The sequence below is a fragment of the Succinatimonas hippei YIT 12066 genome (genome assembly GCF_000188195.1).
GTDB lineage: Bacteria > Pseudomonadota > Gammaproteobacteria > Enterobacterales > Succinivibrionaceae > Succinatimonas > Succinatimonas hippei.
Window position 1 is genome coordinate 1 of the sequence record NZ_GL830999.1, and the last position, 15,813, is coordinate 15,813.

Consider the following 15,813-nt stretch of genomic DNA (forward strand, 5'->3'; position numbering starts at 1 on the left):
AAAATATTATCTGCGGTGGTATTGACACCGGTTATTTCATATCAGATTGCGGACAACCTTACAGGTTAAGTGACAAGTAAGTTATATTATGATGCTTATGTATTTATCTAGAAATACATATCTACAATAGAGAAAGGTAAAGAAATAAGGCCGCATAGAGGCAACTTTCTGTGAAACGTCATAGAGAAAGCGCGGCCTTAATCTTGGAGGCGTTAAGTTTATACATACTTAACGCCGTAATTGAGATTAGAAGTTGTAGCGGGCTCCGGCGTTGGCTTTCCACTCCATGTCGATATCGCCGCCGTAAGAACGGGATACGTCAAAGAATAAAGTTGCTCCGCCGAAGGTGACGTTAGCGCCTACACCGATATCTCCCCAATCGCTGTCAAGCTCATCGCTTTCGGTGACGAAAAGGTCGTTATGTCCGACTCTCATATCAACGTCGCCTTCAAAGTCATGGTAGTAGGAGGCACGTAAGTACGCAGAGCCGATATCACCGAAGTCATAGCCAGACATGAAGCCGACACGTCCTATCATGCTTTCGATAGTCTCGAAATCAATGGTACGATTGTCAGTGCTGAACTCCTTGCCGCCTAAATATGAATAGGTTAATTGGACTTGCGGCTCTACGAAGAAATTGTTGAAGTTAAAGCGATAGCCGGTTTCAACACCGACTAAGTAGCCGCTCATGGTGTAATCACCGGAGTCTTTAAGACCGTTGTAGCTTAAGTCAAAATCGGTTTCGATTTTGCCGATTTTACCCATAACGTCAACGAACCAGCCGCTGTTGAAGTAAGAGAGGTAAGCAGCACCTGAATAGTTGTCGGTATCGGCAGAGCCGTTATCCAAATCGCCGTCACCGTTGATATAGGAAGCTGACAAACCAACAAGGAAGTTTTGGCCGATGGTTTTGTCTACACCAAGTTCAACACCATTGAATTGCTGGTTGATGCCGTCACCGTCCCATTCACCGCCTTTATAGCGTACCCAGGTGCCGGCAAATTCAGGGGCGGTACGTAAAGTTGACATACGGTCGGTTAAGGTGTTGAGCTCGTTACGCCATGCAATGGCATTTAATTTGGCTAAAGCAATGTTAGATTGAGTTAATTGATTTTCAACAACTTTTACAACGTCAAAATCAGAGGCACTAGAATCAGCTCCATAGTTTAAAAGGATTTCATCTCCTATGTATCCGGCCTCCACCTCAACTTGTCCGCCGACTATTTCATCTGTATCATTCTTGAATTGACCTTGAATGCTGTCATTTGCAATGTCAGATAAAGTTATTTCTCCTGAGGCAAGTTTGTCTGATACCGTACCGCCGACATAGTGAGTATTAATAGTTGTATTTTCAGCTACGGTTGCTTTTCCGGGATCTGTATTGATATCGATTTGTCCAAGATCTCGTGCTTCAAAATTTGCCGCACCATCTTCTGCCTTAATTTCCCCTTTGATTTTTACGCTGGATCCTTCAGCAACTCCGAAATAAGAATCTCCTTTAAAGTTGACTTTGTCAAATCTCAGAGCTTCGCCGGAGTTTTCAACTTGTTTAAATGTGATATGAGAGTTTTCAATATTTGCTTGACTTAAAGCTCCGTTTTGATTGGAGTTTTGATTATTTACAACCTTTAACTCTAATATTTCATGATTGGTTAAATTTTGAATGTTTAAAGTCGTACCGGAGGTAAGCTGAACTATTCCTTCTATGTGGGAATTTCCTTCTAAAGTAACGCTGTTATCTTTGGTTCTTTGTCCTGATGCTGCGTCAAATTTAATAGCGTATCCGTCTTCAGCGATGATAGTGCCTGAGTTGGTGAACTGATTTAATGTTGTGTTAAAGAAATAAACACCTACAGATGAAGAATCTTCAACTATGATAGTTCCGGTGTTTTCTATTTGATTGTTTTTGGATTGCCCTGAAATATAAATACCGTATCCGTTATTTTGTGCGGAAATTTTTCCTTCGTTTTGTATGGAGGCTTGGGAGGAGTCATGATCAACTTCAATACCTATACCTCCGTTTATTGCTAAAATATCTCCGGAAGCACTATTAGTTATGGTCGCGTTGTTTATGCTGCCGTTAGTGTTGGAATTTACGGTAAAGGCAACCGCAGCGTCAGCGACTATTGTTCCGTTGTTAATTCCGGTTACGTTCGGGGCTCCTAAAGAAAAAGCGTGAGTAAATGATGCTCCCTGATTAAGATCTCCTTTTAGATAAATTGAACCGTTATTTATCGCTGTTGAATTTTCTCCGGCAACAACAAAAGCAGAAGCGTGGTCTGCTCCTTTTTCTCGATCTAAAGTAACCCATAATCTACCATTATTAGTGGAAATCAGATTTGAATCACTAATCTGTGATATGGCATGTACATAGCCTGACGCATCTGAAGTGTAAGAGATATCTCCGGTAAGCGTCTCTCTATAAATACTGTCTTGGTTTTGTTGAGACAGTTCACTAGCGCTCCATTTTTCAGCTGATTCAGGTGCATCTATCCAAGTAGCTGCATTAGCTGTACCAAATAAAGTAAAAGCCATGGCTGTAGCCATAACTGATAATTTTGCTTTCATTTTTGCCTCATACGTTTGTTTATTTGTAAATTAATGCATACGCATAATTTTCCGACACTTTATCGCATCACCCCCGTCAAGTATTTTATTTATATGTAATTCTTGTTATAAAGAAAAAATGTACTATTAATAATCTGTTAAAAGCTCGAGGTTTAAAATTTTTACTTTATTAATGAAAGAACTGAGTTGGCGTAGTGTTTAATAGCTCAAGCTATTAGTGATAAAAATTTAAGTAAAAGCTTTCTCAGCAAAAGCATAAATCTACTTAAAATTGATGTTAATTCTGATTGAATTTAGGTTAGATACTCAGAGTTGATAAGGTTTATATAAATGATTGTACAAAATGAAAATAAGTGTATCATACGGGTAGCAGCGATAAGTTAAAACTTATAGTGTTAGCGTAATTATGCCTGTTGTTTATCAAGATGAGTAAAATTTTTATTTGTTAACGATTATATCTGTTGTCAGCTTTTTTATTCACGTGCTAGGTCTAAATTTGGGATGAAAATTAAAAAATTTTCTTTTATGTGCGCAATGTTGGTAATAAAAGTATGCAGAGATTTTGTCTTAAGCAATAAGTTACAAAAAAATAAGATACGGAACTATAGTCTGGTATTAGGAATTGCTTCAATTTTACTAAGCGGAATTTGATGTAGAAGCGCATCATAGTCGATGAGGTTGAATTAAGTCTTGCGATCGGTATACAACAGCTAATGATGTCTGTAAAAATTTAAGACTGCAGCATACTTTGCGTAATTAACGTCTTGATCTGAGCTGTAAAGGTAAAGTTTATCGTGAGCGTTTTTTGGTGCTTTGCATTAGTACTTTTCACTGATTTCTTTGGGCATAAAAATCCAGCTATGAGAGTCTCTTTGTAGCACGAATGTAAATAGTACAAATTAATGTGGGGATGTACCTAAGCTGCAACTAGCTTTTGGTCAAACCAGTGTAAATACTCATATTCTTTTGTATGAGTTTGTCTAAAATTTTACGCAGCATTGTCGGATTAAATTTAATATTCAGTATATACATGTTAGTTAATAAAGTTATGAGATTATTTCGTTATGGTTTTTCGCAATTTTATGTGAGACAGCTTTGTTTCTTTCTATTGTTAGGCATTGTCCTTAAAGATTTAAATGAATTATCAAAAAAAAGCCTAAAACTGTCGCTATTGCATTTATATATTTGATAAATGCAGGTGTGTCAGCTTTTACAAATAATGAGAGCTGTCACGCTTAATGCTGACAAGAGAGATAAGGCAGGAATCGACCAAACGATAGTAACGGTTTAAAGTCCAATAAGCTTTATCTTGACGAACTGACATCACATAACCGGACAGCATCAAATTAATAGCTTCTGCTGCCAATTCTATATCGACATCCGAAGGCAGCTGACGGCGTCTTACAGCGTTTTTTATTCCTTCTTTTAAATAATACACGTAATTGCGTACCAACTCATACATTTTGTAACGCAGATCTTCTTCACCGACGATTTCATGCATGATACTTGAAGCAATTTTTACAAGCTCGGATGAGAAAAATAAATTGGCATCATTGCTGCCATGAGCATAAAGCCACTTACGAATACAGCCTAAAGGATCGAATTCATTTTCTTTAGCAGCATCAAGCAGCGGCTCCACTAAATTTTTATCCTTGGCAATGGACTGCAGCAATTCAATTAAAAGCTCACCTTTATTCTCAAAATGCCAATAAATTGCTCCGCGAGTAACACCTGCAGCACGCGCAACATCAGACAGACTAGTTTTTTCGTAACCTTTTATAGTGAACAAACTTATAGCAGCATCCATAATTTGCTTTTTAGTCTGCAATGCTTCCTCATGTGAACGCTTCGTCATTATGTGACCTTTTGATTTACAACGAAATTATTGCTTTAGCTACAGAAAAAATTATAACATACATTGATGTATGTTTATATTATGCATGTACACAAAATTTTTATTTGTCAAAAAGGTTTTGGAGTCTCAATAAGTTCTTAATATTTATAAATATGAAAAAGTTTTAAATAGTCAATCAATAAGCAGATAGTTTTTACTTATGCATCAATCTATTAGTTATAGACTACGTAACTTTGGGAGTGTTTTATGTTGATGGCTTCATTATTTGAGAAACAGCATGTAGTCATTGAACTTCATGGGCACGATAAACGATTAGAGTAGTAATAAAAGAGAAACACTCAAATTAATGTCATTTTTAAGTAATAAATGAAACACACAGATAGAAAATAGCAGCCTAAAACCAGTATGTTGTAAAGGCTGCAATAAAGAGCAGCGGGTAATATTCAAGTGCATAAAATGCTGATATACGGCAAATGTTGATATAAATGATGAAACGGATTAAAAATGTAGGGATTTATCTTTATATATAAGATCATTCGTAATCTAACAATAATTATTTTTGTGATAGCAGCTTTAACACATATTATGATTTGTTCTGAAGTTGTATTTTGTAATCTGTCGGAGTTCTGGACTAAAACTTTAAAAAGATTATACTTAATGCTTCAAGCATTCTAAGTTAATCCGATGATTATGGACGCCTTTCTTAATAATTCTCTGGAAAATTTTTCAAAATCGGTATCTTCATCAATATCTTTTTCGTCTCTTGAAGCTTCCGCGATGTCCGTAAGCCGCTTTGTAAGCGTGACGAATAACGCTCTTCAGAATTTCGGTCAAGCAGTAGTTATCGGTGAAATAAGTGAAATAAAGACATACTCTCATCTTTATTTTAAATTGAAAGACGAAACAGCTGCAGTCGATTGTTTGATGTTTGCAAGTGTTTTAAATCGACTGTCGTTCATACCTAAGATTGGTATGAAGGTTGTTGTAGTAGGGAAAAGTTCAATTTACCTGAAAACCGGACAATTTAAGCTTATTGTTGACAAAATGTTTGTAGCCGGTGCCGGTAAAATTATGGAAGAATTGCTGGCCTTAAAAGAAAAATTAAATAAGGAAGGTGTTTTTGCGGCAATAAAAAGGCCCATTCCCAAATGGATTAATAAAGTTGGCATAATCACTTCAAAAGAAGGACATGTTCTTCATGATATGCTGACGGTTTTAAACAAAAGAAATCCTGGTATTGAGGTAGTTGTTTATCCATGTCAGGTTCAGGGATCTGAGGCTCCGGCTACAATTGTTAATGCTTTAAATACCGCATTTAGTGATAATGTCTGTGATGTTCTTATAGTAGGCCGCGGAGGCGGATCTTTTGAAGATCTGATGCCTTTTTCTGATGAGACTGTAGTACGTACGATTATTAATTCTCCTATGCCTATAATCTCAGCTGTAGGTCATGAGCCGGATGTTGCTTTGTCTGATTTTGCAGCAGATATGAGAGCTCCGACGCCGACTGCAGCTGCAGATATCGTTTCTTCTTACACTGTTGAAATGATGCAAAAAGATTTGGATTCATATGCCTTATTGCTTGGTGATCTTATTTATAAAAAGATAGATGATTTAACGGTTGTTTTAGAAAAAGCGGAAATTAAATTAAAAAGTTTTGGTCCTGAATCTTTACTTAATCTAAAAAGCAGTTATTTGAATTCATTAAATGAAAAATTCGCACGTTTGATTTTTGATAAGCTTGCATTTTGTAAAGCGCAAAATGACAGTTTTCTTCATCGTCTGCAGGCTCATGATCCTAAATTTAAATTAAATTCTTTGGATCTTGCCGTTAACGAATTTGAGAAAAGAATTGAATTTACAGTAAATGATAATATTGCTAAAACTGCAAAACATATTGATAATTTATTGTTATTAATGGAAAGAGCTCCATTTCATCAAGATATGATAGATGCGGATAAAAAGATTGAAACACTAAAAGAAAAGCTTATTTCGTTAAATCCGCTTTTAGTATTAAAGCGCGGTTATTCTGTAACTTTAGATAAAAAAGGAAGTTGTGCAAATATTAATACATTGAAAATAAACGATGAACTTAAAACACTTGTTGCCGGCGGACAAGTTTTGTCTGTTGTAACCGGGATAGAAAAGGACTGATGTCTTTTCATTGCTTCTTTTAGGTGTAGCGAGAGCAAATTCTGGTTAATAAATCTTCAGTAATATAAACGCAGTTTTCTTCAGGAGCTAATTCAAACAGCGGTTCATCAAAATTGTCATATCCGTATTCATTGGCTATTTCCACAGCTGCATCAAGAGACATAAATCCGGAACTTAAACATAAGCCTTCAAATTCTTTGATATCCATAAGATCTCGTTGTTGACTGTGAACTCCTTTAATAAGGTGTAAAAGTGCTTTATCTATTTGATCGGTGTTTGTTTCATTAATTTCAGAAGGCGCAGTCACGGCAGCAATGTCTTTTTCAATTGCTATATTATCGTTTTTGTTAACTGTACTAGATACATCTTCAGGTGAAAATTCGCTATCAATATTTTCTTCATTTTGAGCTTTGATTTGACCTATTACTTCACGTACTTGAACGCTTTCCTGAAGCTTTGAGTCAATAATAGCTTTGTTTAAGTGATTGAAATCATTATTATCTTTGCTGTTTTCATTTGAAGATAAAACAGTTTTTGTATCGATTCTGACTGCATCAAGTATAAGCTGTAATTTATGGGTAAAGAAAGGTGAAAAACGGTAGCGCAGCAGCTCTTTTTGTGCATAACGTAATAAAATTTCGTAAAAATCTGGAGAATTTACAATACTGGCGTCATTTTTGTAAAAGGTTTTTAAAGCTTTAAGATCGATTTGAGGATTGGGATTGTACAGCTTTAAATAATTTTTAAAGGTTTTTAAATATGTTTTTGCCAAAGAGCGCTCCTGCACAGAGTCAAAGTCTGTGCAAGACAGTATCTTATCAATATCTTCATTAGCACTTTGGTTGAAATTTACGCAGCAGATAAGATGGTAAGCGCACTGCAGAGATTTTATTTTTTCTATAAACAGAGGATTAAAACGATTGGGTTTGGGCTTTAATACGGTTAAAACGCTGGTTGAATGATTAAATGGCGTGCTGAAAATAAATCTGTTTTTATTACTGTAATCAGTAATAGCCGGAAAACAAATAAAATTACCTTTAATTAAAATCTTTTCAGTAAGTTCTTCAAGTTCTTTTATGTTGTAGCGCTCTTTGGCAAATACGAATATTAACGCTTTATGCGGAGTTTTAGCATAATTAAGCCAATTAGCAATAATACTCAGATCGTTAAAGCTCTCATCATTGATAAGTAATCGGCGTATTGCGGTACAAATTTTGTTATTAGGATCTTTAAATAAATCAACAAAAAGTTTTTCACGTTTTTTAAAGAATCTTGTTATTGATTGAGAGCTTACGGATGAAATGAGTTTTTTATTATCTTTAATTTCATTAAATAGTAAATCAGCGAAAATTTTGCCGATTTCCGTTAAAGAATCATGATGTAAAAAGCCGTGCTTAATCAAAGAGTTCTTTAAAGACAGATAATCATTGTCTTTAATACTTATGGTTAATGTGTATTGAAGAGCTTCTTTAAAGGTACCATTTTGTGTATTTTGCTTTAAATATCTGTATAAAAATTTTACCAGCTCAACGTAAGAATCCGGATGAAATAATTGCAAATTTTTACTTAAATATTTAAGTGCCGGCGCAATGTAAAAAAGATCTTTAAGATGATCAGGCAGTGAGTCAAAATTATTATCGTAACTTTTAAGTATTTTATGACATAGCAAGCTTAAAAGTTCCGGACAATAAATAAAGCTTAGAACAAAGTCTTCATTTAAATAATCTTTATTGTCTGCATTAAATCTAAAGAAAAGATAACTTAAAGCAAGGCTTTGCGAATATAAAGAAGATTCATCATTTAATTCAAGATTAAATGAGTTCAAAAAGTTGATTTCAAGATCTTGATAATCTTTTTTGTTGTAACCTGAAAATAAAGGTTTTAATACTAGCAGATAGAAGGAAGAAAAATTTAAAGCGTAATTACACAACGTATCATTGCTTTCAAGCTGTAATTTGTCATTTAAAAGCTCATGAATTTTAAACTGATCGTCATGCGGTGAAGGGTTAAACACCAAAGCATCAAAGTGTTCGACGTCTTTTAAACTTGATGACTGGGCCAAAATTTTATTGGTTTTCCCAATGGAAAGTGCGGAGATTAAGTGCGGATTAGGAATAAGCGAGGCTAAATTTTTATTTTTTATAAATAAAGCTAAGTTGTCTTTATTTATAAAGCCTCCTTCTAAAGTACAAATATTTAAAGCTTGTTCCGGATTTTTATTTTCTTTATAAAGTTGTTTGGTATTTAAAATAATCTGGCGATTTAAACGGTAAAACTCATCAATACCTTTGGTAAAAGAAGACTGTTCATTTTTATCATGAATAGAAGCTAAGTTTGTCTTCTTTTCTGCCACATTATTTTCATTTTTGTCTGAATTAAGATCGGAATAGTATTTTGTAAAATTAAAAATTTTAAAACGAGTTTTACGGGAACCTGCATTTTCCGGAATTTGGCTGTTAATTTCTTCATAAGTTTTAAGCTCAAGAGCATTAGGCTTTAATTTAAGATATGCATTTTTAAGCTCTTCGCGAAAAGGGTAGTTTTCATCTATTTTTGCGTAATATGGAAGACTTGCTGCAAGCAAAGCCATAATATTGATAAATTGCTTGTGCTGTTCGGGGTTTAATTGACTCAAACAATATTTTTCGTCATTAAACTCACACGGATATGAAGCAATTTCAGCTGCAAAAGTAAAACAGCGGCGAATAAAAATAGCGCCTTCAGCAGGCAGAGGCATATCATTTATGATGTTATCAAGCCGCGCTCTTAAGTAGACGTTAAGTTTCGCTTTGCAAATAGTATGCAGTGCTTCAAATACTCTTAATAAAATATTGTAATTCTGGATTTTATATAGAGCATATTTTAATTTGGGCAAATCTCGTTTTGCTATTTGATTCTGCTCTTTTAATGCCTTGATGACGGTACAATCTTTATCATTGTACAGATTTGGTTTTTGAACTATGTAGATTTGAGTGTTTTCATCAATAGGATTAGGAATATAAAAGGGAATCGGGGCTAAATCATAGCAGCTTAATAGTTTGATTAAATCGGCATAAAATTCTTTATTATAAGTTTTTGCTTCTATATACAATTTGTTGCAAAGATCTTTAAGAGATAAAAGAACAAGACCTTTTGACGAGGCAAGAGCTTGTAAAGATTTTATTTCAAAAGTAAAAAGATGCGGCAGTACGTCGTTTTGATGAGTAAGGTAATAAGTTAAAGTACGCCGTATTTCCATATCTTTCCAAAGCCAAATAGTGTAATAATTAATTATACTGTGCTTTTTTCAAAAAATTAATTTTCATCTGTCAAAACTGTTGTCTGATAGATATTTTTGTTATTCTGCATAGTTGGTTTGGTCGCTTTAAACATAAGTGAAAAAATTATTGCCGGTTTTATGATTAAAAGCTTTTTATCAGTTGTTTTTATTTTGTGCTTTTCTTTACAGTCAGCATTTGCAAAAGTCGTTATCGAGGTTAAAAACGATACTCCTGAAAGTTGTTCGTTGGCTTTAAACGGACCGCTTGCTGACGGAAAAAATTTAACGTTAGGGTGGTATGTTTTTGCTCCAGGAGAAGAAGCTAAAATTGTAATTGATGAAATCGTTAATGCTGATGATATATATGTTTTTCATGATTGCGGTTTAACGATAAAAAAGGATGAAGAACAAAAAAAGCTTTATGTAAGAACTGATTTTAAATTTGCCGATACGGTTGATAAAAAAGGTACTCCCGGATATGAAGAGGTATCTTTTGTAAAGCTTAATTCTTTAAAATTTGTGATAAGAAATAGATAAAGCTTAATTCTGTATTAACATGAAAGAAGATTTATATAACGTTCCGGCTTTTGCCGGATTAGATTGTCACCGTACTGAGTTAACGGTAAAAAAGAGCCGCTTTATTACAAGTGTGTTTCATGTCTCTACCGGAGAAGAGGCAAAAGCAGCTATTGATCATGTGTGCAGAGAATTTTCCGATGCAAGTCACAATTGCTTTGCTTATAACGCAGGAAAACCCGGATCTACGGCAGTTTGCGGATGTTCTGACGACGGAGAGCCCCACGGAACTGCAGGACGTCCGATGTTAAACGTTGTTTTGCATAGTGATGTAGGCGAATTATGCGTTGTGGTGACGCGCTATTTCGGCGGAATTCTTTTGGGTACAGGAGGATTGGTTAAAGCATATCAGGATAGCGTTAAGCTTGCTTTAGAAGATTTGCCTTTGACTGTAAGAATGATTCCGGCTTTCATAACAGCTTGTTTTGAGCATCGCTACATAACTGTTTTTTTAAGACTTCTTCCTAACTTCAGGGCAGAGATTATAGATTCAAATTTTGCAGATAAAGCTTTTTATCATGTACGTCTGCCGCAGTCAGAAGTTGAGAATTTTCGTCAAAAACTCATTGAGATGACAAAAGGTCAAGTGGATTTTGCTGAAGTTAAAAATTAAAGGCCGCGTAAAGGCGACCTTTAATATGATTGAATTGAAATTTGCTAAATATCTTGATGACGTCTGACAAAATCAGGATCATTCATAAGTTTTTGGGCAAGTTTTATTGCAGTCGGAAAATCCTGTACGAAAGCCGCATCGGTAGTGTCCGGTGTGATTCCGGCTTTTTTGAGTAAGTCTCGCGGCTGTTGACGCATGGCGGCGAAGATAATGTAGCTGTGGTGCTCTTTACAGATTTTTATAATTTCTTCGATTGATGCTTCGCCTGATGCATCTAAATAAGGCATAAAACGCATGCGCAGTATTAAAATGCGCGGCAGAATATCAAGACCTTTCAGGCGATCGCAAAGCTCATTGGCAACGCCGAAAAACAGCGGGCCGTTAATTTGAAAAACATTGACTCCTTCGGGAATTTCAACCTCTTTAAAGTTTTCCCCGTCGTTTGCGTCGTATTCGGATAAACGCATGTGGGGTCTGATCTCAATAGACTTTGACATGTGGCGCATAAATAGCAGAGAGGCAAAAGTAACACCAACGCCTATGGCAACAGTCAAGTCGACGAAGACAGTAAGGGTAAAGGTTAGAAATAAGATGGTTCTGTCTGACGGAGATATTTTTGAAATCTGTACAAAATGTTTAATATCGCTCATTCCCCAAGCCACCATAAAAAGCACTGCAGCAAGTCCTGCCATGGGTATGTAGGCTAAGATATCCATGATGGTATAGAGGAATATAAGTAAAAATAGGGCATGAAAAATTCCGGATATGGGAGTTTTTCCTCCGGATTTGATATTGGTTGCCGTACGGGCAATTGCTCCTGTTGCCGGAAGCCCTCCGAAAAATCCTGATGCAATATTGGCTACGCCTTGACCGATAAGCTCTTGATTTAAAGAGTGCTTATATCCGGTCATGGAGTCTGCAACAACGGCAGAAAGCAAAGCTTCAATTCCGGCAAGAAACGCTATGGTAAAAGCAGAAGGAATTAAATTACGGATCTCATCCAAAGTAAGACTGGGCAGGGTCGGCATCGGTAACCCGTCGGGCATTTGCGGAAAACGTGACCCTATAGTATCTACAGGCAAATTGAATAAAAAGGCGATAATGGATACTGCAACGATAGAAACTAAATATGCCGGAATTTTTGTACTTACCTTCTTAGATATCGCAATTATTGCAAAACCTAACAATCCTAAAACTAATGCGTAAACGGATGTTTCATCGATGTGCTTGAAATAGGCCATCCATTTTTCAATAAATTCAGCCGGAACATCGGTAAAGGTAAGGCCTAAAAAATCTTTGACCTGCGACGAAGCAATGATGACGGCGATACCGGTTGTAAATCCGGTGATAACAGGATACGGAATATATTTAATGAGTTTTCCGAGTCTTGCGTATCCTGCAACTATTAAAAGGATACCAGCCATCACTGATGCAACAATTAGTCCGTCAAATCCGTATCTTGCTATTACGTCAAAAATTACAACGACAAAGGCTCCGGTAGGTCCGCCGATCTGAACTCTGGTTCCACCTAAAAATGAAATGAAGAATCCGGCAACTACAGCTGTTACAAGACCTTTATCAGGGGACGCTCCTGAAGCTACGGCCATAGCCATGGCAAGAGGTAAGGCCACGATAGCTACGGTAAGACCGGCAACAATATCTTGGCGCAGGGTTTTTAAGTCATAGCCTTCTTGCAGACAGGTAAAGAGAGAAGGGATCAGGCGTTCAGTCTTTTGCATATCGGTATGTCCAGTTTATATCCATGTGGGCGTAAAAAATGGTCGATTATACCGATTTGCTTATACTGTTTTCAACAAAAATCTATCGATTGATCTTTAATTGAAGACTCCATGTTCATATAAAATTGATAGTCCTATACCAAAAAGTACTAAGGCAGCAAAAATATTTAAAACATTATCAAGACGTTTTAGTGACGCCAGTTTTTGCCCGATTAAAAAACCGCTTGCAGAAATGATGAAGCAGACAACGCCGATGATTCCTGCGGTAAATAAAATATTAGCATGCAAAAGACCTGCCGAAAGTCCGACGGCCAGAGCATCAAGCGACGTGGCGATACCGAGAGATACCAATGTAACAATATTTAATTTTGATTCTTTTTCTTTTTCCTCTTTAGAGAAAGCGTCTTTGAGCATTTTTAGGCTGACAAGCGCAAGTAGTATGAACGCAAGCCAATGATCGTAAGTGTCGATAAGATTACGTATTGAACTTCCGGCGGCAAACCCTATAATCGGCATAATAAACTGAAACATGCCGAAGGTAAATCCGATGGTAAAAGCCTTTTTAAAACGTTCTGTTCCGGTGATTTTTCCGTAAATGACGGAACATGCAAATGCGTCAGTTGATAGGGCAACTGCAGTTAAAAAACTTTCAATAAAATTCATTTTTTAAGAGTTTTTTAGAAAAAACAACCAGGGAATTCTAGCGTAAAAAAACAGTCGTTAAAAGGCAAATATACGTTTTTAACGATTTTACCGTTTCTTATGTAAAAAAGCTGCAGATTGCATTGCGGCAATCTGCAGCCAAACATCGATCATACAATTGATTCTGTTTATTATGTGAAGGCTAAGATTATTCCTTTTGTTATGAAATATCCGCCGCATACCAACCAAATATAAAGTAAGGCTGCGAGCATAAAAGGTTTTGAACCTGACTGCTTGAACTTATCAATACTGGTATCTGTACCTAAAGCCGTCATGGCCATGGTCAGAAGGAAAGTATCGATATACTCGATAGTTGAGTTTAACGGAATGTCTTTGACTGTAGGAGCATCAAATATTCCCTGTAAAAAAGTGTTAACGAAAATTATGGCGACAAAGCCGAAGGCAAACCAAGGTATGGTAATTTTGGTTTTTCCTTCTTTTACACCGGATTGTTTTTGTCTTTTACGTACCAGAATTAAAGCCATAACTACAAGAACAGGAGCAAGCAGCATTACTCGAATCATTTTGGTTATAGTCGCAGTTCCTGCTATGCCTAAAGCATCAGTCGGATCCATAGCATTACCGGCTCCGGCAACGTGGGCTACTTCGTGTAAAGTTGCTCCGGTATATATGGCTACCATTTGATCGGTCATGCCGTCAAGGATGCCGGCCCGATACAAAATAGGGTACAGAAACATTGAAATAGTACCGAAAATAACCACGGTCGAAACGGCTACAGCTGTTTTGTGACTTTCGCATTTAACCACCGGTTCAGCTCCTAAAACTGCTGCCGCTCCGCAAATTGAACTTCCTACTGAGGTCATTAGAGCTGTTTCACGATCCATTTTGATAATGCGGCCCAAAATGACACCTAATATTATGGTTCCTACCACAATAATAAGATCAACTATCACTGCCGGGATCCCTACTGCAGCGACATCTGTTAAAGTAAGACGGAAGCCGTATAGGACAATGCCAGTACGCAGAATTTGTTTGGTACAGAATTTTATGCCGGGAGTCCAGGCCTCAGGCAGTTTATTTCTCAGACTGTTGGCATAAATCATTCCGAGAATGATTCCGACAATCAGCGGGCTTAAAGATAATCCTTTGATAAAAGGGGTGTCAGCAATGTACATCGCCGCAAATGAGAAAAGGGCGATTAAAAGAATACCGTGAGAGGTGTTGGCGCGATTTCCTTTTTCAAACATTCTAATTAGATCCGTAGGTGAAATTTAAGATACGGATAAAATACACTTTTAAGATAAAAACCTCTAATTGTAATTTTTTATTTACGATAACTTTTAGTTATAAGATTAAAACTTAACAACTCTTCCAGTTTGTAATAAAAGATATGAACTCTTGAGCCGGATCGGAAATGCGCCCCTTCATACTGACAAAGCAAAATTGACGCTTAAAATTTATAGAATCAATGTCAATAATACGCAGGCTTTTATCGTATAGCTCTTGTTCAATAGCAGCAATTGATACTATACCCAGACAATTGCTGTCTAGAATAAATCTTTTAATAGCCTCCGTACTGCCCAAGTGCATCTTAATATTAAGGTCGCTTAGTTTTACTTTTTTTAGATTCAGCTCTTTTTCTATTACATCAAGAGTTCCAGAGCCGTATTCACGCAAGACAAGCGGCAATTTTATAAATTCATTTAAAGTAATTTCCTTATTTATGTTTTCATTTTTATATCTTGTGATTACGACAAGTTCATCATCGGTGAAGCTTTGGTAATTTAAGTCAGGATCTTTTATTACTCCTTCCACTAAACCTAAATCGATAATGTTGGTTTTTAGATCTGATTCTATGTTACGGGAATTGTCATTGATAAGAGATAGCTCAATTTTGGGAAACAGCTCGTTAAATTTTGCTAGGTATTTAGGAATAACATATTGCGCTATAGTTGTGCTGGCACCGAGTTTTAAAGATCCGACATGCTCATTGCTGATTTTATGCAGGGCGTATTCAAGCCGGTTGTATTGAGAAAGAATAAGTTCAGCATGTTCAAACAGGAGGATTCCTGCTTTAGTTAGACTGATTTTACTGCCGGTGCGGTCAAAAAGTTTTACTTTATATTCATCTTCAAGAACTCTGATGTGTTTGGTAACGGCAGGCTGAGATATGCATAATTCCTGAGCGGCTTTAGTGAAACTATGATTTTTAGCTACACATTCAAAAACTTTTAATCGAAAATCAGACATAATTATTTTCACTGACAACACATAGATTATTGTAACATTGCATTAATTTACAATAACCTATAATTACAAAATGTTATTAAAATCGTGATATTTTGGGTTTATCAAAAAAGATCAGCGGTTAAAACCCCGTCCTTTA

General features: G+C 36.2%; 10 protein-coding genes. 3 read left to right on the forward strand and 7 right to left on the reverse strand.

Features of this window, described 5'->3' with window-relative positions; all coding sequences use genetic code 11:
- Positions 1-246: 246 nt before the first annotated feature.
- Positions 247-2,568, reverse strand: a complete 2,322-nt coding sequence (locus tag HMPREF9444_RS05705) for an autotransporter outer membrane beta-barrel domain-containing protein (protein WP_009143446.1) — start codon at positions 2,566-2,568, stop codon at positions 247-249.
- A gap of 1,210 nt (positions 2,569-3,778) precedes the next feature.
- Positions 3,779-4,423, reverse strand: a complete 645-nt coding sequence (locus HMPREF9444_RS05710; RefSeq protein WP_009143447.1) for a TetR family transcriptional regulator — start codon at positions 4,421-4,423, stop codon at positions 3,779-3,781.
- A gap of 684 nt (positions 4,424-5,107) precedes the next feature.
- Here HMPREF9444_RS05710 and xseA point away from each other — a divergent pair.
- On the forward strand, positions 5,108-6,577 hold the full coding sequence (xseA, locus tag HMPREF9444_RS05715; RefSeq protein WP_009143448.1) for an exodeoxyribonuclease VII large subunit: 1,470 nt from the start codon (positions 5,108-5,110) through the stop codon (positions 6,575-6,577).
- Positions 6,578-6,596: 19 nt separating this feature from the next.
- On the opposite strand, the gene HMPREF9444_RS05720 is transcribed toward xseA, so the two are convergent.
- Positions 6,597-9,815 carry a tellurite resistance TerB C-terminal domain-containing protein gene (locus HMPREF9444_RS05720; protein WP_009143449.1) on the reverse strand — a complete coding sequence of 1,073 codons (3,219 nt, stop codon included), beginning with the start codon at positions 9,813-9,815 and terminating at the stop codon, positions 6,597-6,599.
- Between the two features lie 159 nt (positions 9,816-9,974).
- On the opposite strand from HMPREF9444_RS05720, the gene HMPREF9444_RS05725 reads away from it, so the two are divergent.
- Together HMPREF9444_RS05725 and HMPREF9444_RS05730 are read left to right on the forward strand one after the other, a co-directional pair.
- A complete protein-coding gene (locus HMPREF9444_RS05725) occupies positions 9,975-10,373 on the forward strand; it encodes a hypothetical protein (RefSeq protein ID WP_148514383.1) in 399 nt (132 codons plus the stop codon).
- A gap of 19 nt (positions 10,374-10,392) precedes the next feature.
- Entirely contained in the window at positions 10,393-11,025 is a 633-nt protein-coding gene (locus tag HMPREF9444_RS05730) for a YigZ family protein (RefSeq protein ID WP_009143451.1), read from the forward strand.
- A 44-nt stretch (positions 11,026-11,069) separates the two neighbouring features.
- On the opposite strand, the gene HMPREF9444_RS05735 is transcribed toward HMPREF9444_RS05730, so the two are convergent.
- The 4 genes from HMPREF9444_RS05735 to HMPREF9444_RS05750 all read right to left on the reverse strand — a co-directional run bounded on the left by HMPREF9444_RS05735 (position 11,070) and on the right by HMPREF9444_RS05750 (position 15,677).
- The gene (locus HMPREF9444_RS05735) at positions 11,070-12,764 is read right to left on the reverse strand and encodes a SulP family inorganic anion transporter (RefSeq protein ID WP_009143452.1); all 1,695 of its coding nucleotides are present in this window, start codon (positions 12,762-12,764) and stop codon (positions 11,070-11,072) included.
- Between the two features lie 96 nt (positions 12,765-12,860).
- The gene (locus tag HMPREF9444_RS05740) at positions 12,861-13,427 is read right to left on the reverse strand and encodes a manganese efflux pump MntP (protein ID WP_009143453.1); all 567 of its coding nucleotides are present in this window, start codon (positions 13,425-13,427) and stop codon (positions 12,861-12,863) included.
- 170 nt (positions 13,428-13,597) lie between these two features.
- Positions 13,598-14,674: a YeiH family protein gene (locus HMPREF9444_RS05745; protein WP_009143455.1), complete on the reverse strand. Its 1,077-nt coding sequence runs from the start codon at positions 14,672-14,674 to the stop codon at positions 13,598-13,600.
- A 112-nt stretch (positions 14,675-14,786) separates the two neighbouring features.
- On the reverse strand, positions 14,787-15,677 hold the full coding sequence (locus HMPREF9444_RS05750) for a LysR substrate-binding domain-containing protein (protein WP_009143456.1): 891 nt from the start codon (positions 15,675-15,677) through the stop codon (positions 14,787-14,789).
- Positions 15,678-15,813 lie beyond the last annotated feature (136 nt).

Bases quoted from the DNA above. Each gene is read 5' to 3' on its own strand.
- HMPREF9444_RS05705 (WP_009143446.1), bottom strand. From the start codon at position 2,568: ATGAAAGCAAAATTATCAGTTATGGCTACAGCCATGGCTTTTACTTTA.
- HMPREF9444_RS05710 (WP_009143447.1), bottom strand. From the start codon at position 4,423: ATGACGAAGCGTTCACATGAGGAAGCATTGCAGACTAAAAAGCAAATT.
- xseA (WP_009143448.1), top strand. From the start codon at position 5,108: ATGATTATGGACGCCTTTCTTAATAATTCTCTGGAAAATTTTTCAAAA.
- HMPREF9444_RS05720 (WP_009143449.1), bottom strand. From the start codon at position 9,815: ATGGAAATACGGCGTACTTTAACTTATTACCTTACTCATCAAAACGAC.
- HMPREF9444_RS05725 (WP_148514383.1), top strand. From the start codon at position 9,975: ATGATTAAAAGCTTTTTATCAGTTGTTTTTATTTTGTGCTTTTCTTTA.
- HMPREF9444_RS05730 (WP_009143451.1), top strand. From the start codon at position 10,393: ATGAAAGAAGATTTATATAACGTTCCGGCTTTTGCCGGATTAGATTGT.
- HMPREF9444_RS05735 (WP_009143452.1), bottom strand. From the start codon at position 12,764: ATGCAAAAGACTGAACGCCTGATCCCTTCTCTCTTTACCTGTCTGCAA.
- HMPREF9444_RS05740 (WP_009143453.1), bottom strand. From the start codon at position 13,427: ATGAATTTTATTGAAAGTTTTTTAACTGCAGTTGCCCTATCAACTGAC.
- HMPREF9444_RS05745 (WP_009143455.1), bottom strand. From the start codon at position 14,674: ATGTTTGAAAAAGGAAATCGCGCCAACACCTCTCACGGTATTCTTTTA.
- HMPREF9444_RS05750 (WP_009143456.1), bottom strand. From the start codon at position 15,677: ATGTCTGATTTTCGATTAAAAGTTTTTGAATGTGTAGCTAAAAATCAT.